This window comes from Nocardiopsis sp. iso_237 (assembly GCF_056173345.1).
On sequence record NZ_CM149669.1, the window covers coordinates 1820273 to 1845890 of the forward strand.

Consider the following 25618-nt stretch of genomic DNA (forward strand, 5'->3'; position numbering starts at 1 on the left):
CGTGTCAGTCCTTGGAGCGCAGGGGAGCCCGGCCTGCGGGCGTCAGGGGGCGGTGTCGACTCCGCGGGCCGGATCCTCCGAGGTGGGGCCGGACCCTCCGACGAGTTCGGCGTAGCGGTCGCTCACGGCGCGTATCCCTTGCGCGAGTGCGTGGAGGTCCTCGATGCTCAGGCCCATGAGCACGCTGTCGTGGAACTCCGGGCGCTCCATCACCAGCTGGCGGGCGAGTGCGGAGCCCTCGCCGGTGGCGTGGACGCGGCGGACGCGGTGGTCGTGCGGATCCTCCGTGCGCGTGGCCATGCCCTGGGACGCGAGCCGGTCGACCAGGCCCGACATGGTGGCCATCGACACCCCGAAGGACTCGGCCAGACCCCGGACGGTCGCCCCTTCCCGCGTCGTGACCAGGACCATGAGGACCTTGAGCTGCTGGATCGTCAGGTCCATCGCGAGCAGGTGCTGGACCTGTGCGGGGAGCGAGGCCTGTTCCATGGTCGCGGTCAGGGTCCTGATCTCGTGCACGACACGTGTGCGTTCTCCCTGCTCCGTGGCGTCTGGTCCCATGCGATCAGGATAGCTTCGCCCGTCGGGAACGGGGTTGACGCGAATACTTAGCCTGATGCTAACCTTTTTTTCGCGGAGGCGCGCCGCCTCCCGAGCGGACCCGCGCGCCCTGACCGGCACGGGTCCCGTCCCCCGTTCCGGTCGCCCCCGCCGGTTCGGCGCTCGCGCCCCCTTCAGTACACCGGCGAGGAAGTTGGGAAGCCCCATGGGCACAGCACCAGACACGCGAACGGCGATCGACGCGGCGGAGCCCGACATCCAGGGCCTACGGGCCCGTTACGCCAGGGAACGGGAACGCCGCGTCCGGCCCGACGGCGCGTCCCAGTACCGGTCCGCCGCAGGGGACTTCGGCTACTACGCGAAGGACCCCTACACGGCCCGCACCGAACGCGCGCCACTCACCGACGCCGTCGAGGTGCTGGTGATCGGTGGCGGTTTCGGCGGTCTCGTGACCGGAGCGCGACTGCGGCAGGCGGGGTTCGAGTCGATCCGGATGATGGACGAGGCCGGTGACTTCGGCGGTACCTGGTACTGGAACCGCTACCCGGGCATCCACTGCGACATCGAGTCCTACTCCTACATGCCCCTGCTGGAGGAGGTCGGCCACGTGCCCCGGTGGCGCTATGCCCCGGGAGAGGAGATCCGGCGGCACGCCGTCGCCGTGGCCGAGACCTTCGACCTCTACCGCGACGCCGTGTTCCAGACCAGGGCCACCGCTCTCACCTGGGACGACCGGGCCGAGGAATGGGTGGTCGAGACGGACTGGGGGGACCGGATGCGCGCCCGGTTCGTCATCACCTCCTCCGGGACCCTCACCCAGCCGAAGCTCCCCGGCATCCCGGGCGTCGAGTCCTTCCGCGGCCACACCTTCCACACCAGCCGGTGGGACTACGACTACACCGGCGGCAACCAGGACGGCGGTCTCACCGGGCTCTCCGACAAGCGCGTCGCGGTCGTCGGTACGGGAGCGACCGGAGTGCAGGTGATCCCGCACCTGGGACGCGACGCGCAACACCTGTACGTGTTCCAGCGGACGCCCTCCTCCGTGGACGTCCGCGACAACCGACCCACCGACCCGGAGTGGGCCGCCTCCCTGGAACCGGGCTGGCAGCGCGAGCGCATGGAGAACTTCCTCGCCCTCGTCTCCGGTGAGCCGGTCGAGACGGACCTGACCCGGGACGGCTGGACCTCGACGGCGCGCCTGCAACGGAAGCTGACCACCGGGGCGCTCGACACCAGCGTGAGTCCCGAGGAGCGCGAGCGGGTCGAGGAGCTGGCCGACGCCCACAAGATGAACCAGATCCGGGCGCGGGTGGACCGGGTCGTGGACGACCCGGCCACGGCGGAGCTGCTCAAACCCTGGTACCGGTACATGTGCAAACGGCCCTGCTTCAGCGACCACTACCTGCAGACCTTCAACCGGTCCAACGTCACGCTCGTCGACACCGCGGACCACGGCGGCATCACCCGCATGACCGAGGACGCCGTCGTCGTGGGCGACGTCGAGTACCCGGTCGACTGCGTCGTCTTCGCGACCGGATTCGACGTCGGCGTCTCGGGGGTGGTCTCCGGGACCCTCCCGGTCAGGGGCCGTGGCGGGCGGGCGCTGCTCGACTCCTGGAGCCGCGGCCCGAGGACGCTGCACGGCTTCTACAGCGACGGCTTCCCCAACCTCTTCCACCTGGGCCCCCTGCAGAACGCCACGTCCGTGAACTTCGCGCACATCCTGCTGGAACAGGCCGGACACATCGCCTCGGTCATCGCGGAGGGCCGCCGGGCCGGTGCCCGCGTGGTCGAGCCGCGCCCCGACGCGGTGGACGACTGGGGGCGCGTCATCCGCGAGAACGTGCTCGACAATGTCGACTTCCAGCGCGAGTGCACCCCCGGCTACTACAACCGGGAGGGCGCCGGTCACTCCGGAGGACAGTCCTACGGTCCCGGGCCGGTCGCCTTCCACCGGTTGCTCCAGGACTGGCGGCGGAGCCGTGTCCACGAGGTCCTGGTCCACGACCGCGGGGACGCGGGGGCACCGTGACCACGACCAGCGCGACGAAACCCACGATGCGGACGGAAGACATGGAACCGAACCGACGAAGGAACCCGTTCGCCGTCGCGACCGGACCGTTGACGGCCGTCCTCCTGGTCGCCGCGACCTCGGCCTGCGGAACGGAGGCCGCCCCGGAGAAGGAGCGCACCGCGTCCCTGCTGGTCCAGGTGACCTCGGTCCACGAGGAGACCGGGATGACCCTGCTGGAGGGGCCCACCTTCGCCCCGGACGGCGGTCTCCTCGTCGTCGACGTCACCGCTCCGGCCGGAGAACCCAAAGTCCTGAGGGTGGACACCGAGACGTCGGAGGTGTCGGCCGTCCTCACCGACGAGGCCAGCGTGTACACCTCCGCGCAGTTCAGCCCCCACGACGAGCGGTTGTACCTGACCGACCTCGTCGGCGGGAAGATCGACAGTGTCACCCCCGACGGCGGGGACCCGGTCACGTTCTTCTCCGGCGAGGTCGAGGGGAAGCCGATGCTCCCCGACGACCTCGCGTTCGACGAGGACGGGAACCTGTTCGTCAGCGACACCACGGGGCACGCGGATCCCGTCTGGGACCCCCAGGGCAGGGTCGTCAGGATCGACCGGGACACGGCCGAGGCCACGGTCCTGGCCGACGAGCTCCCGGCGCCGAACGGCATCTCCTTCAGCGAGGACTTCTCCGGACTGTGGGTCAGCCAGTACGCCGCGAACCGCGTCGACCACCTCGCGCTCAACGAGGACCGGACCGAGGTGGAGACGGCGCACACGGGTATCCACTTCGACGGCGGCACGAGCCAGATCGACTCCAACGCCGTCGACGCGGAGGGCAACGTCTACCAGGGCGTCCACGGGCAGCCGAGCATCTTCGTCCACAGCTCCACGGGCGAACACCTGGCGACGGTGAGCGTCCCCGCCGAGGACGCGGAAGGACTGGACACCGCCACCAACCTGGCCATCGCCCCGGGAACGACGGACGGCTACATGACGGTCAGCGGCGAGGACGGCGGCTTCGTCTACACCTTCGAGGCGCTCGGTGAGGGGATCCGCCAGTCCAACGGGGGATGACCGCGTCCACCGGACTCCCTCACGTGGTCCGGGCCGGGGAGAGCCTGTCGCGCAGTCGCTGCAACGCGTCCCGGGCCCGGATGGCCGTGGACGGGTGGCGACGGGCGAGCTCCGAGACGAGGGAGTCCGACACCGCGCAGGCGGCGGTGATCTCCGACGCCGGAGATCCCGCCGTGCTCGGGAGGGGCAGGTACAGCACCCCGGCGGGGGAGCGGGGCGACGGGGGCGCCTGCGAGACGAGCACGATCCGCGCCACCCTGGGCGCGGCCTCCGCGATCAGGTTGTCGATGTCGTTGAACAGCACCCGTGGCGCGACGACGATCAGCACGTCCTCGCTCTCCAGGGAGTGGACCTCGTCCGCGAGCGTGTGACCGCTGCCGGACACGGCGTGGGCCCTCAGACCGATCCTCCGGAGGCCGAGACCGAGGTACTCGGCGACGTGGGATCCGGTGCCCAGCCCGTAGACGACGGTGCGCCCCGACGACTCGACCAGGTCGACCGTCTCCTCGAACTCGGCCTTCGGGAACGACTCGCTGAACTCCAGCAGGACGTGCGCGGACGCGGCCAGGACGGCGCGCGCGGTGCCGTGGGCGGAGACCTCCTCGCCGTGACCCTCCAGGGACTCCAGCCGGGCCCGGATCGTGGCCCCCAGGGTCTGACCCGCACCCACCTGACCGGCGCACGCCTGCTTGAACTCCTTGACCCCCGCGAAGCCCAGCTTGTGCGCCGCCCGCGTCACCGTCGCCTCACTCGTGCCCGCCATGTCCGCGATCTCGACGGCGGTACTCGTCGCGAAGCGGAGCGGGTCCTGTTCGGCCAACGCGACCACGTTGCGTTCGCTGCGGGTCAGGTCGTCCCGGTCCTGAGCGGAGCGGTCTTCCATTGAGGCCACTGCGTCCTCTCGGTCTCACGGTTCGATGAGGTACCGAACCGGGGCGTGCGCGGGGCGGAGCCGGTGCACGGCGCACGGTGCACGGCGCACGGAAATGCTAGCCAACCACGGGCCGTCGGCCCCTCGCCGTCTCGCGGACCCGTGGCGGAACCCTCCCCGGCGCCTCCCACGGGGACGCCGCTCTCGTGTCACCGGACCGAGCGACGGACGCACGCGGCTTCGCCCGGGGCGGTTGGGAACGTCATCCCAGTTCAGGTGATGTCCGTGAGCGGTTCGGCGAGCCAACGCGAACCATCAATGAAGATTTTCCTACATCTTGACGCCTTATGTAGGTTCTCCTACAGTGTGCTGCATCACATCGTGTGAACAGCGACGAAAGGCGGACGAATGATCGCGGAGTACGTCATCGTCGGAGGTGGCGCCTACGGCTGTGCCGTGGCCTACCACCTCGCCTCACAAGGGCGTTCGGTCGTGGTGCTGGAGGCGGCCGGGGTCGGCGGCGGAGCGTCCGGCGGCCCCGGAAAACGAGGGGTGCGCGGCAACCGCCGCGACCTCAGGGAACTACCGCTCCTGCGCGAGGCACACCGGCTCTGGCCCCGGCTGGCCGACGAACTCGGCGCCGAGACCGGATACGTGCGGACCGGGTCGGTCTCCCTCATCGAGGAGGAGGTGGTGGGCGGCAAGGGCGGAGCCGTCGCCGCCGAGGCCCACGCGCACACGCAGACACGGTTCGGGATCCCCACCGAAGTGTGGGACGGCGACAGGGTGCGGGAGGTGATCCCCGGCCTCACCGGGAACGTGCGCGCGGCACTCCACGTGCCCGGGGACGGGGTCGCCGCCCAGTACCGGACCACCCTCGCCTACGCCGACGCCGCCAGGAGGTCGGGCGCCGTCATCCACGAGGGCACCAGGGTGGTCGCGCTGCGTTCCAGGCAGCCGGGTCGGCGCGCCCACGTGGTCACCGAGGACGGCCGGACCTTCGAGGCCGAGCGGGCCGTCCTCCTGGCCGCGAACGCCTCGGTCCCACAGTTGGTGCGGGAGAACTTCGGCCACGTCGTCCCCGCGTGGACCGTCTACCCGCAGGTCGTCCTCCTGAGGCCGGAACACGCCGTGACCCTGCCGCTCCTGGTGGGCCACGACAGCCGCCTCATCTCCGTCAAGTCCCTGGACGGCGGTCTGATCCAGCTCAGCGGCGGCTGGCGGGGACGGTTCGATCCCGACACCGGCAGGGCCGAGCCGGTGGAGGCGAACGTGCGGGGGAACATCGCCCAACTGGAGGCCCTCCTCCCCGCCGCCGGCGAGCTGACGCGGGTCTCCGTGCACGTGGCGAGCCCCGAGACCGCGACGGTCGACCAGATCCCCTTCGTCGACGCGGTCCCGGGTGCCGAGGGCTTCTACCTGGCCACGGGGTGGACGGGGCACGGCTGGGCCCTGCTCCCCGCCGCCTCCCGGGACATCGCGCACCTCCTCCTCCACGGGACCGTGCCCCCGGCCCTGGCCCCCTTCTCCCTCAGCCGCATCCCCTAAAGGACGGTTCCCATGCCGGAGCTCATCGAGTTCGACTCCAACGCGCTCAACTCACTCCTCCTCTCGGGGGCCAGCCTGGGCGTCTTCCTCATCCTGGGCCTGCTCGTCCGGGCGTTCGTCCCCCTGGCCAGGAGGCTGTTCCTGCCCGCGGCCCTGATCGGCGGCTTCCTCGGCCTCGTCTGCGGACAGCACTTCCTGGACATCGTCCCCGCCGGTATGTCGACGACCTGGTCGTCCATGGCCGGTGTGCTCATCGCGGTCGTGTTCGCCCCGATGCTCCTGGGGCAGCGGCTCCCGCCCTTCAAGGAGGCGGCCAGGGAGGCGGGCGCCCAGATCTGGATGTCGTACTTCAGTACCCTCGTCCAGGTCGCCGTCCCCGCGCTCCTCGTCTTCGCCCTCCTGGGGCCGTTGTTCGGGACGAACCAGCTCTTCTCGACCATCTTCGAGGCGTCCTGGTCCGGAGGGCACGGGACCGCCGCGGGCATGGACGAGACGTGGACCGCCCTGGGCTGGCCCGACGGCACCTCCCTGGCCCTCTTCGCGGCCACGGTCGGGCTCGTGTACGGGGTCGTCATGGGAACCGTGCTGCTCAACATCGCCGCCAGGCGCGGCCACCTCTCCTACGAGGCGGCCGCGCGCCAGGTCGACCGGACCGACATCCTGGAGGACGCCGATCCGAACCAGACGACCAGCGGACGGCTCCACGCCTCGGCCCTGAGCAACCTCGCCTTCCACGGCTCACTCATCGCCGTCGCGATCCTGATCGGGTACGCGCTCAAGTACCTCGTCGACCAGGCCGTCTCCGGGGTGCCGCTCTTTCCCCTGGCGATGATCGGCGGTCTCCTCGTCCAGCTGGTCGTCGGCCGGACCCGGCTCCGTGTACTCGTCGACAAGCCGACCCTCAACGCCATCGCCGGGGTCGCGCTGGACCTCCTGGTCGTCGCGGCCGTCGCCTCACTGGCCGTTCCGATCATGCTCGCGAACTGGATCCCGCTGACCGTCGTCATGCTCTCCATGGCCGGTGCGAGCGTCCTCATCTACTTCCACGTGGGTCCCCGGATCTTCCGCGATGACTGGGCCGAGAACTCCATCGCCCAGTTCGGGGCCCAGACGGGTGTCGTCGCGATCGGCCTGATGCTGCTCAGGGCGGCGGATCCGCAGATGAGGTCCAACGCCTACCGCGCCTTCGCGCTGCGCTCCCCCTTCGTCAGCCCCTTCATCGGCGGCGGACTGATCACGGCGTCGTTCCCCCTGATCGCCGTCGAGTACGGGAACCTCTGGCTCGGCCTGGGCTGCCTGGCGCTGTGCGCGGTCATGCTGGCCGCCGCCCGCCCGTTGGGGCTGTGGAACGGTCTCCCGAGGGCCCGGCGGGCGGTCTGAGTCCCTCCGCGCGACCCAGTGGTCGTGCTCGCGGAGCCAGCGCACGAGGGACACGGCCACCAGGCTCAGGACCAGGATCAGCGGGAAGGCGGTCACGACCGACAGGGTCTGCAACGCGTCCGTGCCTCCGGCGGACATCACCGAGACCGACACGGCGGCGAGGACGAGGGCCCAGAGCACGCGGTTGAACCGCGAGGGCTCCACGTCGTTCGGCAGGTCACGGGAGGTCGCCGCGCCCATGATGTAGGAGGCGGAGTCCAGCGTGGTGGCCAGGAAGACCAGCAACAGCAGGAGGAACAGCGGGGTGATGATCCAGCTGAGTGGGAAGGCCTCCAGTGTGGCGAAGATGGCCGGGACCGCGCCCTCGGACTCCAGCGTGTCGACGATGGGCGCCTGTCCCCTCAGGTCGAAGGCCATGCTGGAGTTGCCGAGCAGCGCGAACGAGAGCCAGCAGCCCAGGCTTCCGAAGCCGCACATGCCGATGATGATCTGCCTGACGGTGCGGCCCTTGGAGATCTTGGCGCAGAACATGCCGACGAACGGTCCGTAGGAGATCCACCAGCCCCAGTAGAAGACGGTCCAGATCTCCTGGAAGCCCGACCCGCCGACGGGGTCGGTGTAGGTGCTCATCCGGACGATGTTCTGGGCGAGCAGCCCGACGCTGTTGGTGAGGGTGTCGATGACGAAGACCGTCGGCCCCACCGCGAGGACCAGGACACCCAGGGCGGCGGCCAGGTAGAGGTTGAGGTTGGCGAGGCGCTTCAGGCCTCGGTGTAGCCCCAGGGCGACGCTGCCCGCGAACAGCAGGGTCCACATGCCGATGACGAGGGTGTTGAGGGTGGCGCCCGGATCGACTCCGAACATGCGGGAGGCGCCCTCCGCGATGGTGGGCACGGCCAGGGCCAGCGAGGTCCCCGCGGCCCCGATCATCCCGAGGATGAAGAGGACGTCGATGACGCGGCCGGGCCAGCGGTCGACGCGGTCCCCGAGCACGCCGCGGCAGGCCTCACTGAGGCGCAGCCGACGGATCCTGCGCACGTGATAGGCGTAGGCGAGGGCGAGGGTCGGAACGCAGAAGACCGCCCAGGCGGTGGGGCCCCAGTGGAAGAGGGGGTAGGTGGCCGACCACTCGGCGGCCTCGGTTCCGTGCGGTTCCAACTGGAACGGGGGAGCGGAGTGGTAGTGGGCCCACTCGATGATGCCCCAGTACATGAGGCCGCCGCCGATCGCGGCGGTGAAGATCATCGCGAGCCAGGTGGGGGTGGAGAACTCGGGCCGGTCGTCGGGGCCGCCCATCCTGATGCGGCCGTACCGGCTGAAGACGAGCCAGACGAGCAGTACCGCGAGCCCGGCGACGAACCACATGTACACCCAGCCCAGGTCGGACTGGAGCCAGGAGAGGACGTCGCCGAGCAGGCGTTCACCCGTCGTCGGCGCGATCACGAACGGTGCGCTGAAGCCGACGACCATGATCAGCGCGGGCCAGAAGACTGTGTTGTCGATGTTCCAACGGATGACTCGGGTCACCTCCGGGTTCGAGGACACGGGCCATCCAGTAGCTACTGTGTTGCGCCTGACTAATCAACCAGTCGGAATCGCATCAGAGCCCTCCGATGCGGTCATAACCGGTTGTCGGGATTGCCAGAGTGCCTGCCACCAAGCACTTCTCGCGTCGAGGGCCGCCCAGCGCGACGCCTGTATATCGAACTGGCAACGTCGGCCAAGTTGCGAAAATCGCCACTCTGGGCGCACACTGGTGGGGTTCGCCCCCCGGAGGTGCCCGGTCGTCATGCCGGTCGGGAGGGCCGCTTCTCGGGAGCGAACTGTCCCGTGGCGACGAGGACCACGACGAGCACGAGCGGGACGATCCACCCGCTCCAACCGAGGATCGTCGCCTGCGTGGTGTCGACGTGCTCGCCCGCCCGCGCGAAGAGGAGGTAGGTCGCGCCCGCCCCGTTGAACGCGGCGTGTGCCAGGGCGGCGGGCCACACGGACCCCGACCGGAGCCGCAGCCAGCCGAAGACCGCACCGACCAGAACGCACATGCCGACCATCGCGGTCAGGCCGAGCCAGCCCGGCGCGTCGGGGTAGTTGTACCCGAGGAGGATGAGCGGGGCGTGCCACAGGCCCCAGATCACGCCCGAGACCAGCAGGGCCGGGAGCGTTCCCAACGGCATCAGCTTCGGGAGCAGCCATCCTCGCCACCCGAGCTCCTCGCCCAGCGCCGGGATGAGGTTGATGAACGCCGCCAGGGGGAGTACCGCGAGCTGGACGACGATGAGGGCGCCGATCGGGATCGGGATCTCGACCCCCTCCGCCTGCTCGTCCAGGACCTGCTGGAACGCGGAGAAGTTCGCGAAGTCGGCCGGATAGACCCCGAGCAGCGCGCCGATCGGCAGCGCCACGAGGACCAGCGCGATGGACACGAAGATCCCCAGCGCCCCGTAGCCGAGCACCCTCCGGGCCGGTTTCAGCGGCCACAGCCCGAGCGTCCAGGCCTTCTGCCGTGGCCTTTCCACGAAGAACACGACGACGAGGGCGGCGATCGCGGGGGTCGTCATCGTGGCGGTGGCGACGAGGGTGAACCAGGGGCTGGCGAGTCCGTCACCGAACCAGAGCGGGAGCGCGAGGAGCCAGGCGAGCGCGAACGCCAGGGCGGTGAACACGCCGATGGATCGCAGGTCGCGGCTGTTCACACGGGGTCCGCCCCGTTCCGTGGGCGAGGTGTCCGCAGGTCTGATGGTCACGACTTCTGCCCTTCGAGGATGTGCAGACCGGCGATGGTCCGGTCGTCGCGGAAGGCGATCCGCGCCGTGTAGTCGCCCGCCTCGAACGCGAGCGGCGTGTTCGTGATCGTCACGTCGCCGGCCCGGCTGACCTCGGGCTCCCCGCGTCCCTCGAAGGCCCCTGAGAGGCCGATGATCTGCGCCCACGCGGCCGCGAGCGCGTCCTCCGACAGGCCGTCGCGCATGGTCGGATCCAACCGCTCGGTGACGCGCGCCCATTGCCCGGCGGCGAGGTTCGCGATCACCGAGGCCGCCAGTTCGGCGACGCCGGGGAGTGGCGTGGTGTTCATGGGTTCTCCGGTTCTGGGATCGATCGGTTTGCCGTAGCGCTGGAACGCCGCCTGCCTGCTCACGCCGAGCGCGTCACCGATGACCTGCCAGGTGGCGCCGTTCTGGCGTGCCTGCTGCACGACGGCGCGCACGACGTCGTCGGCGGCCGCCTGCATGCCCACGGCACGCGCGATCGAGTCGGCCCAGTCGTCGTCCTTGGTCAGGACACGAGACGCGAGGAACGCGTCCATGCGCGCCTTCAGAGCCCGCAGCGCACCAGTCAATTGCTCTTGCATATGTAAACCATAGCTTTACAAGCAAGCCATGTGTCAAGAGCGCGAGCACAGGGGCGCTCCCCGAGCGGGCATTTTCGGCCAGGTCGGACCGGGGGTGAAGTGCGTTCTGGAAAAGGTCACACCGGAGAGGGAGCGGCGTGTGCTGGGGGTGAACCGGGAGCCGGTGGAGGCGAAGGGTGGGCGCTCCACCCGCCGGGAGCGGTCGCACCACCGTGGAAACGACGAAAGCGGGCTCCCGTGGGAACCCGCTTTCGCGTGATGTGGGCGATACAGGACTCGAACCTGTGACCCCTACCGTGTCGAGGTAGTGCTCTAGCCAACTGAGCTAATCGCCCCAGTGAGACTGGGAGGTGGAGACGGGATTTGAACCCGTGTAGACGGCTTTGCAGGCCGCTGCCTCGCCTCTCGGCCACTCCACCGAGTACACGTGAGGCGATCTCTCGCCCCGCGTCTCCTCCGAGCGGACGACGGGATTCGAACCCGCGACCCTCACCTTGGCAAGGTGATGCTCTACCAGCTGAGCCACGTCCGCGTGCTGCCCGGCCCGGCCCCCGTTTCCGTTGGCCCCGCCTTGCTGCTGGTACAGACTTTACCGGAGATTCGACAGACGGCAAATCAGAGCTCGGCGGGGTCGTGCGGCGCTCCCCTGGGAGGGTGCGCGGGGCGGGTAGCGTCCGCGTCAGGTGCTTCGGGCGGATCCGGGGCACACCGGGCAGCGGAGTGAACGGAGCGGCATGGACATCCCCGTGGCGGACGGCGCGGCGTGCGGAGGGCACGGAGGTGCCGCCCCCTGGGCGCGGGCGCGTGAGCGGGCCCGCGAGCTCGGGGCGCGATCGCGCACGCCCGCTCGTGAACTCCCCCTGGGGCGGGCGCTGGGCGGTGTGCTCGCTGACGACCTGAGGGCGCTGGTGGGCCTGCCCGCCTTCGACGCGTCGGCGATGGACGGGTTCGCGGTGGCGGGGGAGGGCCCCTGGCTGCTGGTGGGCTCACAGCTGGCCGGCGCCCCTGTGGCGGGGCTCGCCCTGGGCCGGGGAGAGGCCGTGGAGATCGCCACCGGTGCCCGTGCGCCGAAGGGCACCGAGTCGGTCCTGCCGTACGAGCACGCCGAGGTGGTGGACGGCCGGGTGCACGGCGAGGCCCTGCCCGGGCGGCACGTGCGGTGGTCGGGTGAGGAGACCGCGCCGGGGGAGCGGGTGCTGGAGGCGGGCACCGAGGTGACCCCGGCGGTGCTGGGGTTGGCGGCGAGCCTGGGCCACGACGGTCTCGGTGTGCGTCTGCCCACGGTGTCCGTGCTGGTCACCGGGGACGAGCTCGCCACGAACGGCCTGCCGGGCGACGGGGTGGTGCGTGACGCGATCGGCCCGTTGCTGCCCGGAGTCCTCACCTGGGCCGGGGCGCACCTGGACCGGGTCCGGATGCTGGGGGACGGCTTCGGGGACCTGGGTGAGGCGTTGACCACGGCCGGGACCGACGTGGTCGTGGTCTGCGGATCCTCCTCGAAGGGACCCGCCGACCATCTGCGCGGGGTGCTCCGGGAGCTGGACGCGGAGGTGGTCGTGGACGGGGTGGCCTGCCGCCCCGGGCACCCGCAACTGCTCGCCCACCGGGACGGCACCGTGTTCGTGGGCCTGCCCGGCAACCCGAACGCCGCGCTCGTGGCGTCGCTCACCCTGCTGGTCCCGCTGCTGAGCGCGATGTCCGGACGCTCCGAGCCGACCGGCGGTCTGGCGAGGACGGCTCTGGGCGGGGACGTGCGCTCCCGGCCCGACGACACGCGCCTGGTCGCGGTGCGTGTGGGGGAGGGGCGCGCGGAACCGGTGGGCCACGACCGGCCGGGCAGTCTGCGCGGCGCCGCCCTGGCCGACGCCTACGCGGTGGTGCCGCCGGGGTGGTCGGGCGGTGAGGTGGAGCTCCTGCGCCTGCCCTGACCCCCGGCGGCTGGAGGTCCTCCGGGCGGGCCGCCCGCGACCCGAGACACGGGTCGGCCCCCGAGGGAACTCCCTCGGGGGCCGGATCTCGCGTGACGGAGGCTACTTCGCGGCCTCGTTGGCCTCGACGACCTCGCCAGCTCGGTCGGACTCGCCGTGAGCGGTGGCCTCGGAGGCCTCCCGCCGGTCCGTCTCGTGGTCCGGAGCGTCCACGGCCGGGTTGCCGTGTCCGCGCAGCAGGAACCAGGCCTGGGCCGCAGCGGCGAGCACGATCACCACGGCGATGGCCGAGGTCAGGTGCATGCCGTCGGTGAACGCCAGCCGGGCCGAGTCCATCAGCGCGTCACCGGCGGTCCCGCCCAGGTCGGAGGCGGTGTTGGCGGCACCGCCCAGGGTCTCCCGGGCGGCCTCGGTCGCGGACTCGGGCACCCCGTCCACCTCGGTGAGGTGGCCGCGGTAGAACGCGGTCAGCACACTGCCCAGCACCGCGACGCCGAGCGCACCACCCATCTCGTAGGCGGTCTCGGAGATCGCGGACGCGGCGCCCGCCCGCTTGGGCGGGGCGGCCGACATGATCGCGCCGTTGGTGAGCGTCTCCGCGAAGCCGGTGCCCAGCGAGATCAGCACGAAGGCCGTGACCACGAGCGTCACACCACGGGTCACGTCGTCCGCCGGGGTGAACACCAGCGCGCCGAACCCGGCCGCCGTCACCAGCAGGGACACCCCGATCACGGTGGACAGGCTCAGGTGGCGGGCCACCCGGGCCGCGACCAGACCGGCGATGATCGACAGCAGCAGCCCCGGCACCAGCACGATTCCTGCGCGCATCGGTGAGATCCCGAGCACCAGCTGGAGGTACTGCGTGAGGAAGAACAACGACCCCACCAGCGAGAACACGATCATCAGGTTGGTGACCACCGCCACGCTGAACACGCGCGAACGGAACAGGTGCACGTCGATCAGCGGGTCCTTGAGCGTGCGCTGTCGGCGCACGAACAGGTAGCCCAGGGTCAGACCGAACGCCAGCGAGAGGATCGGCAGGACGTCGAGGCCGCCGGTCGCCATCTTCTTGATGCCGAACACGATGGGCAGCATGGCGCCCAGCGACAGCACGACGCTCAGCAGGTCGATGCGGCCGGAGTCCGGGTTGCGGGACTCACGGACCAGCAGGGGCACCAGGATCAGGATCAGCGCCATCACGGGCAGGTTGATCAGGAAGACCGAACCCCAGAAGAAGTGCTCCAGGAGCCAGCCGCCCAGGATCGGGCCGAGCGCGGCGCCGCCGGAGAAGCCCGACGCCCAGATCGCGATGGCGAGCAGGCGCTGACGCGGGTCCAGGAAGATGTTGCGCAGCAGCGACAGCGTCGAGGGCATCAGTGAGGCACCCGCGACGCCCAGCAGGGCGCGGGCGACGATCAGCGTCTCGGCGTTGGGCGCGAAGGCGGCCAGCAGGGACGCGGCGCCGAAGGCCGCGGAACCGATCATGAGCAGGCGTCGCCGCCCGATCCGGTCACCGAGCGAACCCATGGTGATCAGCAGTCCGGCCAGGATGAAGCCGTAGATGTCGATGATCCACAGCAGCTGTCCGGAGCTGGGGCGCAGCGCCTCGCTGAGGGCGGGTACCGCGAAGCCGAGCACGGTCATGTCGACCGAGATCAGCACCACGGGCAAAACCAGGACGGCGAGTGCGGCCCACTCGCGCGGGCCCGCGAGTGCGGGTGGGGACCCGGTGCCCCCGTGCGTGTGGGTGGCGCCGTTTCCGGCCTCGGCGGAACTCATCTTTCCCTCGTCATCGCTTGTGGGTTGCGCGCCCTTCGGAGTGAGGGCGCGGGCCCGGTGGGGAGTCGGTGCTGACCGGGCTGTGGACGGGAAGTCTGGTCGACCGGGGTGCGGCACGGTGGTGCGGGCACGATCCGGGACTCTTCAACCGTCCAGCCGGTACAGTACCGTCCAGCCGGTACAGTGTCAATCGTGAGTACATCGAACACGCGGGATCGCATCCTCGACGCCTTACAAGACATCCTGATCGCCGAAGGTTATTCCTCGGTGACCCTGGAAGCGGTTGCACGCGCCGCCGAGGTGTCCAAGGGCGGCCTGCTCTACCACTTCCCCTCCAAGTCGGCCATGATGGTCGGCCTCATGGAGCGCGTCCGCGCGCTGGTGGAGGAGGAGTTCCGTGAGGCGGTCGAGAGCGAGGAGGGCGTGGTCCGCTACTTCCTGCGCACGTCGCTGCCGCAGACCGCTGTGGAGGGCGAGCTGTACTGGGCGGTCATCGCGGCCCTGCGCAGCAAGGAGGACATCCCCCCGGAGGCGGGCGTCCTCGTGAAGGAGCTCTTCACCCGCTGGGGTGAGCTTCTGCACGCCGAGCTCACGGACCCCGTGCTGGCCGAGACCATCCGCCTCACCGGGGACGGCATGTACATGTCCTCGATCGCCGGGCTGGGGAGCCCCGACCCGGAGCTGACCCAGCAGGTCGTCGACCGCCTGACCGAGGCCTCGGACCGGGTGCTCAGGGACCGCTGAGGCCCGCCTTCCGTCCGTCGTGGGGTCGGAGGCGGTCCTCGAACACCTGGACCTCCCTGTCCCCGACCGGCACGCGCACGGTCGGAGTGAACCCCTGGCGTTCGTAGTAGCGGATGAGCGCGCCGTCACCGCCCGACCAGCAGTCCACCCGGACCAGGGAGATCCCGCGTTCGCGGGCCTGGTCCCGGGCGTGGTCGAGGAGTCGGCCGCCGACGTCGCGGCCCGCGTACCGTCGGTCGGTCAGGAGCAGGCGCACGTAGACCTCCCGTTCGTCCGCGGGCGGCGCGTAGTCGAGGGCGGACTCGCTGATGACCAGGGCGCCCGCCGTGGCCCCGTCGATCTCGGCGAACCAGAGGCCGTCCGAGGCGAGCCCGCGCACCATCTCGACCCTCTCGGGGATCTCCGACCAGGGTCGGGTGCCCCACTGGCCGGCGGATCCGCGCTCGGTGAGCCAGACGACGGCCTCGTCGAAGAGCCGCAGGATTTCGTCGGTGTCGTCCGTGCCGCCTCGACGCAGTCGCATGGGCTGGCTCCTTGGTGCTTGGTGGTCCCCGGGTCGGGGCACCCTACTGGTCAGGGGTCTTGGAGGGCATCCGGTTTTTCCCGGGTGCCCGGTCGGTTTCCGGGGTCATGGTGTCCAGGCCAGTCAGGGTGGTGAGGACCACCGGAATCCCGAGGATCCGTGCGGTGACGGGCCCCTTCGGAGCGGGCCTCTTCGTCACGCGGATGGCATCATGAGTCACCCTGGAGGGCACCGTCAGTTGTCTCTGGAAGGTGACAGTGTGGTGCTGTTCACGTGTCCTCGAACGTGGTTTACTTCCCAGTAACTTCGTTGCCGTCACCGGGCGCCGGGTCCACGGGTGCCTGCCCAACTGGCGAGGTGAAGTGTGCACTACCGCGAGATGTGGGGCGTGCCGTGTCGACCGGGAGGCTTCTCTTGGCAAGACTGTTCACACCTCACCGGAGCGTCCACGGGGTGAGAACACGCCGACGGGAAAGCGGGGAGCGGATGCACAGGCTCACCAACCGGGTACGACCGTACGCCTGGGGAGCACGCGCTGCCATTCCTCGTCTGCTGGGCACCGACCCCGACGGCACCCCCCAGGCCGAGCTCTGGCTGGGCGCCCACCACGGCGCCCCCAGCACCGCGCACTGCGACGACGGCGACAGACCCCTCCCCGAACTCATCTCCGAGGACCCGCGGCGCGTGCTGGGCCACCACACCGCCGAACGCTTCGGCGCCCGCCTCCCCTACCTCCTGAAGTTCCTCGCGGCCGAGGCCCCGCTCTCACTCCAGGTCCACCCCGACGCCGCACGAGCCCGCTCCGGGTTCGAGGCCGAGGAGCGCGCGGGGATCCCGCTCGACGCCCCCCACCGCAACTACCGCGACCCCCACCACAAGCCGGAGCTCCTCCTCGCTCTGGAGCCGTTCGAGGCCCTGTGCGGGTTCCGTGAACCCGCCGCCACCGTTGCCGACCTCATCGGGCTCGACAACGACCTGGCCACCGCCCTTCGCGAGGACCTGTCCGACGGCGACACCCACGCGGCGCTCCGTGCGGCCCTCACCCGTCTGCTGACCCTCCCCACCCCGGACCGGAGCCGGATGATCGAGGAGTTCGTCCGGGAGTGGTCGGGTGGCGGCGGACGCGGCCCCCACACGGAGATCGTCACCGACCTGGCCACCCGCTACCCCGGGGACCCGGGCGCGGTCGCGGCGCTGCTGCTCAACAGGGTCACGCTCTGGCCCGGCCAGGCCCTCTTCCTCCCGGCGGGCAACATGCACGCCTACCTCCAGGGCACCGCGGTGGAGGTGATGGCCAGCTCCGACAACGTGCTCCGGGCCGGTCTGACCGCCAAGCACGTGGACGCCCCCGAACTGCTCGACGTGGTGGACTTCTCGGTCCTGCCCATCCCGTACGCCCAGCCGGGCTTCCTGGACGGCCGTCGGGAGTTCCGCCCGGCGGCCCCGGAGTTCGCGCTCCACGAGATCGGCCCGGGCCGGATCACCGCCCACCTGCCGGGCGACGGGCCCACGGTGGTCCTGGCCCTGCACGGGACCGTGGACCTGGTCGCCGAGGTCGGTGAGGGGGTCACCCTCGGCCGGGGGGAGTCCGTGTTCGTCCAGGCCGACAGCGGGCCGATCAAGGTGGAGGGCCACGGCCACGTCGTCGCCGCCACCGTCGGGGACCACGGGCGCGCGCGGGTGTGACCTCGGGCCTCCCGACGCGGAGCCGAAATCCGCTGGCGCGCCGGGCGGTGGCCGACCATGCTGGCGTCCATGACTTCCTCGGTGCTGAACATCGCGATCGACTGTGCGGACGCCTACGAGCTGGCCCGGTTCTGGAGCGGGGTGACCGGGCGCCCCCTGCATCCGGAGGACCGGCCGGGTGAGCCGGAGACCCAGGTGATGTTGGCGGAGGGGCCGGTGCTGCACTTCAACCAGGTACCCGGCGCGAAGACGGTCAAGAACCGCCTGCACCTGTGCCTGCGCCCGGAGACCTCCCGGGAACAAGAGGTGGATCGGCTGCTGGGGATCGGCGCCGCGTTCGTCGGTGACCACCGCAACGCGGACGGCTCCGGCTGGGTGGTCCTCGCTGACCCCGAGGGCAACGAGTTCTGTGTGCTCCGCAGCGCATCCGACCGGGCCGCGACGGGTTCCTGAACCCCGGGCCTCCAGTCCCCCCTCTGTCCTCGGGCCTCCGGGACCCGGACCCCGGGCCCGACCGCCGGGCGCTCCGGGCCTTCCGCCCTGGGACGGTCCCGTCGTGGACGGCCGGTACCCCGAGTCCCCGGATTCCCGGATCGCGGACCCCGACTTCCGGCCCTTTTGCGCACTCTGTCCGGGCCATCGGTCACCACCGATAGCCTGGGCCTCTCTGTTCACGTCTTCAACGAGGGGACCCACACCATGGCGCTTGAGCGTCCCGAGATCGACTTCATCGACGGCCCGCCGCCCGCGGACCTCCAGATCACCGACCTCACCGTCGGCGAGGGCGACCAGGCCGGGCACGGCAGCACCGTCAGCGTGCAGTACGTCGGTGTCTCGCACTCCACCGGCGAGGAGTTCGACGCCAGCTGGAACCGCGGCGAGCCCCTGCGCTTCAAGCTGGGCGCCCGTCAGGTCATCTCCGGCTGGGACCAGGGTGTCCTGGGCATGCGCGTCGGCGGCCGCCGTCAGCTGGTCATCCCGCCGAACCTGGCCTACGGCGACCGCGGCGCCGGTGCCCTCATCAAGCCGGGGGAGACCCTGGTGTTCGTCGTCGACCTGGTCGACGTCAACTAGGACCGTGCGCTCCGCTCCTCCGGCTGCCAGGGTTCACCGAAGCCGGGCGGGGGCGGGCGAACCGGGGCCCGTGCCGCGCTCCCACGCGCGGCACGGGCCCCTTCGTGTTCCCGTCCCTACCTGAGGGTCGCCCCCACCTTCACGTGGCCCTTGAGCAGGTCGCGGGCGATGGTGCGGCGCTGGATCTCGTCGGTTCCCTCGAAGATGCGCAGCAGCCGCAGGTCGCGGTAGAAGCGCTCGACCGGCAGCTCCCGGGTGTAGCCCATGCCGCCGTGGATCTGCATGACGCGGTCGACGATCTCGTTGGCCTTCACGCCGCCGAACAGCTTGGCGATCGACTGCGCGTGCCGTGAGTCCAGGCCCCGCGCGACCTGCCAGGCGGCGTGCAGCACCAGCAGCCGCAGCGCCTCGATCTCGGTCTGGGAGTCGGCGATCATCCACTGGATGGCCTGCCGGTCCGCGATGGGCGCGCCGAAGGTCTCCCGTGTTCTGGCGTACTCGATACCCATGTCGAGCAGACGTTCGCAGCCGCCCAGGGCACGGGCGGGCAGCAGGTAGCGGCCCCGGCCGATCCACTTCATGGCGAGGGAGAAGCCCCTGCCCTCCTCACCGAGGACGTTCTCGTGGGGGACGCGCACGTCCTGGAAGACCAGGGAGGCGGGGCGGCGCTCGCCCATGGTGTCGATGGGCTCGGAGGTCCAGCCCATGTCGCGGTCCACGAGGAAGCAGGTCACACCGCCGTCGGCGCCCCTCTCGGGGTCGGTGACCGCGAAGACCAGGGCGAAGTCGGCCTCCTCGCCGCCGGTGATGAAGGTCTTCTCGCCGTTGATCACCCACTCGTCGCCGTCGCGGACGGCCCGTGTGCGGATGGCCTTGGCGTCGGAGCCCGCTCCGGGTTCGGTGATGGCGAAGCAGGACCTGCGCTCACCCTCGATCGTGGGGACCAGGTAGGTGCGCTTCTGCTCCTCGTTGGCGTGGAAGAGGATGTTGTCGGCCTCGCCGCCGAACTTGAAGGTGAGGAAGGTCCGGCCGAGTTCGGTCTCGATGAGGGCCTCGGTGACGGCGTCCAGACCCATGCCGCCGTACTCCTCGGGGGTGGACACGCCCCAGAAGTCGGACCTGCGGGCGAGTGCGCGCAGCCGGGTTCTCTCCTCGTGGTTCAGCCCGGGCGGGTGGCCCTCGCGTTCTCGGCGCAGCACGTCGTTCTCCAGCGGCATGAGCTCCCGCTCGACGAAGGTCCGCACCCAGCTCTGGATGGCGCGCTGTTCTTCGCTCAGTGAGAAATCGATCACGGCTGCTCCCAGATAACCTAACGCTGTTCGGTTATTTGAGGGTACGCCGCGCTCGTCAACGGGCGCAAGGGGTCGGACGAAGGACGGGAGACGTGGCGGTACCGGTCGCGTTCGACGGGAGGCGGGGCGCCACCGTGCGATGATCAGCGCTGACGCCGGACGGCCCGGCGCGAAAGAGAGCAGCGCGGAAGGGGAGCCCCGCCGTGGCCCGACCCAAGACACCGATCCTGAGCAGACCGGCCATCCGGCAGGCCGCGCTCACGCTCATCGACCGGGACGGGCTGGAGCAGCTGTCCATGCGCAAGCTCGCCCAGGAGCTCGCCGTGCAGGCCGCCTCGCTGTACAGCCACTACCGGACCAAGGAGGAGCTCCTCAGCGAGGTCGCGGAGGAGGCCACCACGCACATCGACGTGTCGGCCTTCGGCGGCGGCGACTGGCGTGAGGGCCTGGCCGTGTGGGCCCGTTCCTACCGGGCGGCCCTCGCCCAGCACCCCAATCTGCTCCCGGTGATCGCCGCCGGACCCGGCCGTCGCGGGGAGGCGCTGCGCCGGGCCGACGCCGTGCACGGCGGGCTCGTGGGCGCGGGCTGGCCGCCCCGCTACGCGACGATGATCGGCGCCTCCACCAAGTACCTGGTGGTGGGCGCGGCGACGCACTCCTTCGCGGGCGGATTCGACGACGACGTGTGGGTGTACCAGGACCGCTACCCGAATCTGTCCCAGGCCCACCGGCTGGCCGAGGTCGCGGCGGAGATCGACGAGGACAGCTTCGAGCTGGCGTTGACCGCCTTCCTCGACGGCCTGGCCCCGGTCTACGAGAGGGTCCGTGTGCGGTCCGGCGAGTGATTGCCGAGGACGATCAGCGGGATGGCGCGGTGGAGTCGATCCACTCGCACAGCAGGTCCAGCCCCGCCTCGGCGCGCCCCAGGTCGCCGGTGGACAGGTAGTCGGCCTCCAACCCGCCGAAGGACGCGTTGAGCAGGGTGGCGAGACTGAGGGCTCGGTCCGGCGGCGCGCCGCGCAGGGTCAGGCAGGAGGCGACGAACTCCGCGCGCCCGCGCAGGAACCCGGCACTGGACGCCGGTAAGCGCCCGGCGGAGGCCAGCCCCTCGATCTCCCGGATGAGCCGGGTCATGGGGAGTTCCGGGCCGAGGTTGCGCTGCCAGGAGTCGCGGACGATGTCGGAAACCGGGACGGCCGCGTCCTCCCACCCCTTGGTGGCCAGCAGCGACCGGTGCTGGCGCTCGTCCAACCGGGCGAGGACCGCCGAGAGCAGGTCCTCGCGGTCGGTGAAGTGGTGGGTGAGCACGCGGGTGCTCTGCCCCAGCCCCTGGGCGAGTCCGCGCAGCGTGAAACCGCTGATGCCGGTGTCCGCGAGCTGTTCGATCACGGCGTCCAGGACCTCGCGTCGCCTTGCGGGGTCGGCCTTCCGAGCCATCTGTACCTCCTGCTGGTCCTCCCTGGATCAACTCTGGCACAGGCGCCGGGGTGGCCGACGCCGTGCGCGGGGCGCCCCGTCGGACGGAGCGCCCCGCGATGGGTTCGGACGGGTGCGGGCCTCGGAGAGTACGGGCCCGGGCCCGGCAGGGGAGCCGGAACGAACGGGCTCGGGTGGAATCAGGTGCGGTCGAGGGCGTTCACCCCGCTGAGCTCGGCGGACGCGCCCACCGGCCCTCGGGAGCGCGTGCGCTCGGGCCTTGGCGGAGGCGTTGACGCCGGTGGGCTGGTCAGGTCCACCGGCGCCAGGGGAGGGTGCGCCCACCCGGGCTCAGGTCCGCGCGAAGGCGTCGACGCCGGTGAGCTCGGCCGACCACGCCCACAGCCGCTCGGCCTGCTCCGGGTCGCGGGCGTGCTCGGCCACTCCGCCCTCGCCCTGTGCGGGGTCGGCCGACTCCGGGAGTTCGGCGACGTCGCAGTTCTCGCAGTACAGCCCGCCCAGGTCCGCGAGCTGCGGGGAGGTGGCCGCCCACACCTGGGTGGCGGCACCCTGCTCGGGCGTCTTGAAGGTGGGGTCGATGATGTCGCCCTGCTCGTCGATCCACCCCTGGTCGACCTTCTCCCGGGTGGTGAGGTGCCGCTGGAGCGGGGTGAGGATCGCTCCCGGATGCAGGGAGAAGGACCGCACTCCGTGCTCACGAGCGAGCCGGTCCAGGTGCACGGCGAAGAGGACGTTGGCGGTCTTGGACTGTCCGTAGGCCCGCCAGCGGTCGTAGCCCTCCGCGAACCACGGGTCCTGCCACCGGATACCGGAGGCGTGGTGTGCGCCGGAGGAGACCGAAACCACCCGGGCACCGTCGCTGAGCCGGGGCCACAGGCGGTTGACCAGGGCGAAGTGTCCCAGGTGGTTGACGGCGAACTGGGCCTCCCAGCCGGGTCCGACCACGGCGTGGGGGCTGGCCATGATCCCGGCGCTGTTGATTACCAGGTCGATCCGGTCGTAGGGGAAGGAGTCGGCGAAGTTCCGCACGCCGTCCAGGTCGGCCAGGTCCAGTGCGGCGGTCTCGGCACCGGGAATCCCGGCCAGCGCCTCCTTGGCGGACTCGGGCCTGCGGGCCGGGACGACCACACGGGCGCCCGCCGCGGCGAGGGCCCGTGTGGTCTCCAGGCCGATGCCCGAGTAGCCGCCGGTCACCAGGGCGACCTGTCCGGTGAGGTCGATGCCGTCGAGGACGTCGGTCGCGGTGCTGCGCATGCCGAATCCGGAGCCGATCCTGCTCTGTTGCGTGGTCATGCGGCTCACGCTAGGACCTGGAGCGCGCACCAGGTCAAATCTCACGCGCGGTGCCCTGAGCGTGCCGAAGGCGGGCGGGGGGCGCGGCCTTCGCGCCCTGCTGAAGGGGAGGTGACCGGGCTCCGGTGAACCGAGGGCGGTGGGTGGCCCGGGACCACAGGTTGTCCACGGACCAGAACGTGGGTTTCGCACGCTCGGGAAAGGTGGCCGGTGTTCCCCGAGTTCCGGTTGGGGCGTGGGAACGCCCCGGAGGGAGGGCGGTGACGACGGTTGTCCACAGGCACGGACTCGGGGCTTGTGGCGGGTCGCGGGCTCCCGGAGGATCGAAGGTGCAAGGTCTATCCAGGAGGTGGTGCGGGGTGTGGCAGGCGGTGCGGTGGACGTGGGAGGAGCTCTGGCGGTGGATACGGGGGAGGGCGCGCAAACCCGGATGGGCGCGAGCGGTGGGCAGGGCCCTGGACGGGGGTGCGCCGGTAGTGGCCCGGGGCCACCACCGGCGCCGCTCTTCCGTGGGTGTCTCGTGAATCCCCGGCCCTCAGGAGCCGGTGGGCTTGGTGTCCACGTTGGTGGACAGCGCGCCGCGCTCCAGTTGGTCCAGCAGCCCCCCGCCGGAACGGGGCGTGGACTCCGCCGCCACGGCCTTGCCGTAGCGGATGCGGGTGAAGGTCTCCGGCAGCCGCTTCTCCAGACGCCGGTGGGCGGTTCGGCCCAGCAGCCAGGCGAGCAGTACGCCGTTGGCCAGGGCCACCGGAACGGCCAGCCAGGGCACGCCCTGGACACCGGCCCACACGAGGGCCCCAAACGTGGGAGCCGACAACAACGGTAGGGCGACCAGAGTGATCCACACCTGGATCTGGTTGTCACCGGCGTCGTTGGCGTCCACCCGCAGGTGGGGGTCCACTCCCGGGGTGACGGCCACCACCGACAACAGGATGGTCAGCCCGGCGGTCACCCCCAGGAACACCAGCAGGCTCGACACCACGTAAGGAACGGCCCAGTACGCACCGGAGGCGACCACGGCCACCACGCTCAGCGCCGCCGATGACGGGCCCGCGAGCAGGGCGAACGCGATCTGTCTTCCCCGCACGTCGGCGCGGAGGGTGTCGCGTCCCTGGCCGACCACGGTCAGCCACAGGGCGGTGCCGTCGTGCCCGTACAGGTTGGCGCCGCCCATACCGATGACCAACAGTGCCACCACCCCCGCGAAGGGGGCGACCTGCGGTAGGTGGCCGATCAGCCCGATCACCCCGATGATGAGGCCCGTCCACAGGGCGGCGCGCAGTTCCAGGCCGCGCCACGGGTCCCGCCACCACTGACGCAGCTCCTTGCCGACCACCGCGCCCAGAGGGGTGTCCGGCAGGAACGAACGACCGCCGAGCAGTACCCGCGAGCCCAGCGGCCGCGACCGTCTCCGCACTCCGCGGGGGGCCACGCTCGGAGCCAGCAGGCGCACGGTGACCAGTACCGTCACCAGGGTCAGTGCGCCGAGCCCGCCCAACCAGCCGAAGGCCGCGCCCCACGAACCCGTGGCGGCCGCGTCCACCGCCAGCACCGGCCAGGAGGTCGGCACCACGGACAGCACGGTCAGGACCGTGCCCTGGAGCCCCTCCCGGGACAGGCTCGACACGGCCGAGAACGCCGGCTGGACCACCAGCCACCCGAAGAAGAGTCCGGCCAGGATCAGGCCCCACTGCAGGGAGGCGATCTCCATCCCGATCCGGCTGTGCATGGCCGCGCCCAACGCCCGGAACACCAGACGCGACAGTGACACCATGAGCACCAGCAGCGCCAGCATGCCGAGCAGTCCCAGGAACAGCGTGGCCGGATCCGAGGCCCACGCGTGCCAGGCGACCGTCGCCGTGGCCACCAGGGTGAGCAGCGGGCCCGCGCCGACGAAGGCCGTCACCAGCAGCCCGGCACCCACCCGGTCCCGGTCCAGCGGAAGCAGGGTGAAGTACTGCGCCCGCAGCACCCCCACCCCGTTGGTGATCGTGGGACCCAGCAGCCATCCGCAGGCCCAGACCGCGAGGGCCAGCATGAGCAGGCCCGACCGGACCTGGTCGGAGGTGGCCGCCACCGCCAGGTACCAGGTCAGCGCGACCCCCAGGGTGATCATCGCCAGGGAGAAGAACCTCGTGCCGACGGTGCTGTGCCGCCCCAGGGTGATCTTGAGGCGAATCAGGAGTTCAACCACGCCAGATCCCCCTCCCCGACCTCACGGGCCCCGACCAGTCGGACGAAGGTGTCCTCCAGGGTCGCGTCCACGCCCCGGACCTCACCGAGCGTGCCGTCCGCCAGCACCCGCCCCTCCGCGATGATCGCCACCCGGTCGGTGAGCTGCTCCACCAGGGCCATCACGTGGCTGGAGATCACCACGGTGCCGCCACCGTCCGTGAACCGGCGCAGGATCGCCGTCAGCACCCGCGCCGACACCGGGTCCACCGCCTCGTACGGCTCGTCCAGGACCAGCACGTCCGGGGCGTGCAGCAGCGCCGTGGCCAGGCCGATCTTCTTACGCATACCGGTGGAGAACTCAGCGACCAGCACGCCGTCGCGTTCCGCGCCGTCCAGTTCGAGGACCTGGAGCAGCTCCCCGGCACGGGTCCGGGTGACGTCGCGGGCCAGACCGCGCAGCCGCCCCCAGTAGTCGAGGAGTTCGCCCCCGGTGAGCCGTTCCGGCAGGGAGAGACCGTCCGGGAGCACGCCCAGACGGCTCTTGGCCCCGATCGGGTCCCGCCACACGTCCAGCCCGAGGACCCGGGCGGTGCCGGAGTCCGGGCGCAGCAGTCCCACCGCCATCGACAACGAGGTGGTCTTGCCCGCGCCGTTGGGGCCGACCAGACCCAACGTGGCGCCGCGCGGCACGGCCAGGCTCACGTGGTCGGCGGCGCGGTTCCCGTTGAAGGTCTTGGTGAGTCCGTCCAGCTCGAGTGCTGGTACGTCAGGGCTAGTCATGGTGCCCATACTCCGGGAACACCGCCCGGAACGCATCGGCCGACCGGACAGAACCGCTGGCCGGGTGACCAGCACGAGCAGCTGGTAACTGGCCTGGTG

General features: G+C 71.0%; 21 protein-coding genes and 3 tRNA genes. 9 read left to right on the forward strand and 15 right to left on the reverse strand.

All coding sequences use genetic code 11. The features are described 5' to 3' along the window. Positions 1-42 precede the first annotated feature (42 nt). The gene (locus AC0VYM_RS08205) at positions 43-561 is read right to left on the reverse strand and encodes a MarR family winged helix-turn-helix transcriptional regulator (protein WP_475460702.1); all 519 of its coding nucleotides are present in this window, start codon (positions 559-561) and stop codon (positions 43-45) included. 205 nt (positions 562-766) lie between these two features. Between AC0VYM_RS08205 and AC0VYM_RS08210 the strand changes: the two genes are divergently transcribed. Together AC0VYM_RS08210 and AC0VYM_RS08215 are read left to right on the forward strand one after the other, a co-directional pair. Continuing rightward, positions 767-2596: a flavin-containing monooxygenase gene (locus tag AC0VYM_RS08210; RefSeq protein WP_475460703.1), complete on the forward strand. Its 1830-nt coding sequence runs from the start codon at positions 767-769 to the stop codon at positions 2594-2596. Between the two features lie 41 nt (positions 2597-2637). After that, positions 2638-3657 carry an SMP-30/gluconolactonase/LRE family protein gene (locus AC0VYM_RS08215; RefSeq protein ID WP_475460704.1) on the forward strand — a complete coding sequence of 340 codons (1020 nt, stop codon included), beginning with the start codon at positions 2638-2640 and terminating at the stop codon, positions 3655-3657. Between the two features lie 19 nt (positions 3658-3676). Here AC0VYM_RS08215 and AC0VYM_RS08220 read toward each other — a convergent pair whose 3' ends face one another. After that, positions 3677-4540 (reverse strand): MurR/RpiR family transcriptional regulator, encoded by an 864-nt coding sequence (locus AC0VYM_RS08220; protein ID WP_475462975.1) that lies wholly within the window; start codon positions 4538-4540, stop codon positions 3677-3679. A 396-nt stretch (positions 4541-4936) separates the two neighbouring features. On the opposite strand from AC0VYM_RS08220, the gene AC0VYM_RS08225 reads away from it, so the two are divergent. After that, positions 4937-6076, forward strand: coding sequence for an NAD(P)/FAD-dependent oxidoreductase (locus tag AC0VYM_RS08225; RefSeq protein WP_475460705.1), 1140 nt, complete (start codon positions 4937-4939; stop codon positions 6074-6076). A 954-nt stretch (positions 6077-7030) separates the two neighbouring features. On the opposite strand, the gene AC0VYM_RS08230 is transcribed toward AC0VYM_RS08225, so the two are convergent. From AC0VYM_RS08230 to AC0VYM_RS08255, 6 genes are all read right to left on the reverse strand, one after another. Beyond that, a complete protein-coding gene (locus AC0VYM_RS08230) occupies positions 7031-9001 on the reverse strand; it encodes a BCCT family transporter (protein WP_475460706.1) in 1971 nt (656 codons plus the stop codon). 242 nt (positions 9002-9243) lie between these two features. Continuing rightward, complete coding sequence (locus tag AC0VYM_RS08235; RefSeq protein WP_475462976.1) at positions 9244-10152, reverse strand: lysostaphin resistance A-like protein; 909 nt, start codon at positions 10150-10152, stop codon at positions 9244-9246. A 47-nt stretch (positions 10153-10199) separates the two neighbouring features. After that, positions 10200-10763, reverse strand: coding sequence for a DUF3887 domain-containing protein (locus AC0VYM_RS08240; protein WP_475462977.1), 564 nt, complete (start codon positions 10761-10763; stop codon positions 10200-10202). A gap of 306 nt (positions 10764-11069) precedes the next feature. Beyond that, a tRNA-Val gene (locus AC0VYM_RS08245) sits at positions 11070-11143 on the reverse strand. Positions 11144-11156: 13 nt separating this feature from the next. Next, positions 11157-11227: transfer RNA gene (locus AC0VYM_RS08250), tRNA-Cys, on the reverse strand. A gap of 40 nt (positions 11228-11267) precedes the next feature. Beyond that, a tRNA-Gly gene (locus AC0VYM_RS08255) sits at positions 11268-11340 on the reverse strand. Positions 11341-11542: 202 nt separating this feature from the next. Here AC0VYM_RS08255 and AC0VYM_RS08260 point away from each other — a divergent pair. Continuing rightward, positions 11543-12736 carry a molybdopterin molybdotransferase MoeA gene (locus AC0VYM_RS08260; protein ID WP_475460707.1) on the forward strand — a complete coding sequence of 398 codons (1194 nt, stop codon included), beginning with the start codon at positions 11543-11545 and terminating at the stop codon, positions 12734-12736. Between the two features lie 102 nt (positions 12737-12838). Here the strand turns inward: AC0VYM_RS08260 and AC0VYM_RS08265 are convergent, their stop codons facing one another. After that, the gene (locus AC0VYM_RS08265; RefSeq protein WP_475460708.1) at positions 12839-14515 is read right to left on the reverse strand and encodes an MFS transporter; all 1677 of its coding nucleotides are present in this window, start codon (positions 14513-14515) and stop codon (positions 12839-12841) included. 192 nt (positions 14516-14707) lie between these two features. On the opposite strand from AC0VYM_RS08265, the gene AC0VYM_RS08270 reads away from it, so the two are divergent. Continuing rightward, entirely contained in the window at positions 14708-15259 is a 552-nt protein-coding gene (locus tag AC0VYM_RS08270; protein WP_475460709.1) for a TetR/AcrR family transcriptional regulator, read from the forward strand. Here the strand turns inward: AC0VYM_RS08270 and AC0VYM_RS08275 are convergent. Further along, positions 15246-15782 carry a GNAT family N-acetyltransferase gene (locus AC0VYM_RS08275; protein ID WP_475460710.1) on the reverse strand — a complete coding sequence of 179 codons (537 nt, stop codon included), beginning with the start codon at positions 15780-15782 and terminating at the stop codon, positions 15246-15248. The two genes, AC0VYM_RS08270 and AC0VYM_RS08275, sit on opposite strands and share 14 nt — an antisense overlap. A 486-nt stretch (positions 15783-16268) precedes the next feature. On the opposite strand from AC0VYM_RS08275, the gene manA reads away from it, so the two are divergent. The 3 genes from manA (at position 16269) to AC0VYM_RS08290 (ending at position 18542) form a co-directional block, all read left to right on the forward strand. Then, positions 16269-17468, forward strand: a complete 1200-nt coding sequence (gene manA / locus AC0VYM_RS08280) for a mannose-6-phosphate isomerase, class I (RefSeq protein WP_475460711.1) — start codon at positions 16269-16271, stop codon at positions 17466-17468. A gap of 69 nt (positions 17469-17537) precedes the next feature. Then, complete coding sequence (locus AC0VYM_RS08285) at positions 17538-17921, forward strand: VOC family protein (protein ID WP_475460712.1); 384 nt, start codon at positions 17538-17540, stop codon at positions 17919-17921. 246 nt (positions 17922-18167) lie between these two features. Next, positions 18168-18542: an FKBP-type peptidyl-prolyl cis-trans isomerase gene (locus tag AC0VYM_RS08290; RefSeq protein WP_475460713.1), complete on the forward strand. Its 375-nt coding sequence runs from the start codon at positions 18168-18170 to the stop codon at positions 18540-18542. A 116-nt stretch (positions 18543-18658) separates the two neighbouring features. Here the strand turns inward: AC0VYM_RS08290 and AC0VYM_RS08295 are convergent, their stop codons facing one another. Beyond that, positions 18659-19834 carry an acyl-CoA dehydrogenase family protein gene (locus AC0VYM_RS08295; protein WP_475460714.1) on the reverse strand — a complete coding sequence of 392 codons (1176 nt, stop codon included), beginning with the start codon at positions 19832-19834 and terminating at the stop codon, positions 18659-18661. A 203-nt stretch (positions 19835-20037) separates the two neighbouring features. Between AC0VYM_RS08295 and AC0VYM_RS08300 the strand changes: the two genes are divergently transcribed. Next, the gene (locus AC0VYM_RS08300) at positions 20038-20679 is read left to right on the forward strand and encodes a TetR/AcrR family transcriptional regulator (RefSeq protein ID WP_475460715.1); all 642 of its coding nucleotides are present in this window, start codon (positions 20038-20040) and stop codon (positions 20677-20679) included. A gap of 13 nt (positions 20680-20692) precedes the next feature. Here AC0VYM_RS08300 and AC0VYM_RS08305 read toward each other — a convergent pair whose 3' ends face one another. The 4 genes from AC0VYM_RS08305 to AC0VYM_RS08320 form a co-directional block, all read right to left on the reverse strand. Continuing rightward, on the reverse strand, positions 20693-21271 hold the full coding sequence (locus AC0VYM_RS08305) for a TetR/AcrR family transcriptional regulator (RefSeq protein WP_475460716.1): 579 nt from the start codon (positions 21269-21271) through the stop codon (positions 20693-20695). A gap of 330 nt (positions 21272-21601) precedes the next feature. Continuing rightward, entirely contained in the window at positions 21602-22564 is a 963-nt protein-coding gene (locus tag AC0VYM_RS08310; protein ID WP_475460717.1) for an SDR family NAD(P)-dependent oxidoreductase, read from the reverse strand. 535 nt (positions 22565-23099) lie between these two features. After that, positions 23100-24758: a hypothetical protein gene (locus AC0VYM_RS08315; RefSeq protein ID WP_475460718.1), complete on the reverse strand. Its 1659-nt coding sequence runs from the start codon at positions 24756-24758 to the stop codon at positions 23100-23102. After that, positions 24743-25519 carry an ABC transporter ATP-binding protein gene (locus AC0VYM_RS08320; RefSeq protein WP_475460719.1) on the reverse strand — a complete coding sequence of 259 codons (777 nt, stop codon included), beginning with the start codon at positions 25517-25519 and terminating at the stop codon, positions 24743-24745. The genes AC0VYM_RS08315 and AC0VYM_RS08320 overlap by 16 nt, the downstream gene beginning before the upstream one ends. Positions 25520-25618: the final 99 nt, after the last annotated feature.

What these genes read in the sequence shown, in the direction of transcription:
- AC0VYM_RS08260 (WP_475460707.1), top strand. Translation starts at nt 11,543, where the DNA reads ATGGACATCCCCGTGGCGGACGGCGCGGCGTGCGGAGGGCACGGAGGT.
- AC0VYM_RS08210 (WP_475460703.1), top strand. Translation starts at nt 767, where the DNA reads ATGGGCACAGCACCAGACACGCGAACGGCGATCGACGCGGCGGAGCCC.
- AC0VYM_RS08215 (WP_475460704.1), top strand. Translation starts at nt 2,638, where the DNA reads ATGGAACCGAACCGACGAAGGAACCCGTTCGCCGTCGCGACCGGACCG.
- manA (WP_475460711.1), top strand. Translation starts at nt 16,269, where the DNA reads ATGCACAGGCTCACCAACCGGGTACGACCGTACGCCTGGGGAGCACGC.
- AC0VYM_RS08285 (WP_475460712.1), top strand. Translation starts at nt 17,538, where the DNA reads ATGACTTCCTCGGTGCTGAACATCGCGATCGACTGTGCGGACGCCTAC.
- AC0VYM_RS08265 (WP_475460708.1), bottom strand. Translation starts at nt 14,515, where the DNA reads ATGAGTTCCGCCGAGGCCGGAAACGGCGCCACCCACACGCACGGGGGC.
- AC0VYM_RS08275 (WP_475460710.1), bottom strand. Translation starts at nt 15,782, where the DNA reads ATGCGACTGCGTCGAGGCGGCACGGACGACACCGACGAAATCCTGCGG.
- AC0VYM_RS08225 (WP_475460705.1), top strand. Translation starts at nt 4,937, where the DNA reads ATGATCGCGGAGTACGTCATCGTCGGAGGTGGCGCCTACGGCTGTGCC.
- AC0VYM_RS08290 (WP_475460713.1), top strand. Translation starts at nt 18,168, where the DNA reads ATGGCGCTTGAGCGTCCCGAGATCGACTTCATCGACGGCCCGCCGCCC.
- AC0VYM_RS08310 (WP_475460717.1), bottom strand. Translation starts at nt 22,564, where the DNA reads ATGACCACGCAACAGAGCAGGATCGGCTCCGGATTCGGCATGCGCAGC.
- AC0VYM_RS08240 (WP_475462977.1), bottom strand. Translation starts at nt 10,763, where the DNA reads ATGGACGCGTTCCTCGCGTCTCGTGTCCTGACCAAGGACGACGACTGG.
- AC0VYM_RS08320 (WP_475460719.1), bottom strand. Translation starts at nt 25,519, where the DNA reads ATGACTAGCCCTGACGTACCAGCACTCGAGCTGGACGGACTCACCAAG.
- AC0VYM_RS08305 (WP_475460716.1), bottom strand. Translation starts at nt 21,271, where the DNA reads ATGGCTCGGAAGGCCGACCCCGCAAGGCGACGCGAGGTCCTGGACGCC.
- AC0VYM_RS08220 (WP_475462975.1), bottom strand. Translation starts at nt 4,540, where the DNA reads ATGGAAGACCGCTCCGCTCAGGACCGGGACGACCTGACCCGCAGCGAA.
- AC0VYM_RS08205 (WP_475460702.1), bottom strand. Translation starts at nt 561, where the DNA reads ATGGGACCAGACGCCACGGAGCAGGGAGAACGCACACGTGTCGTGCAC.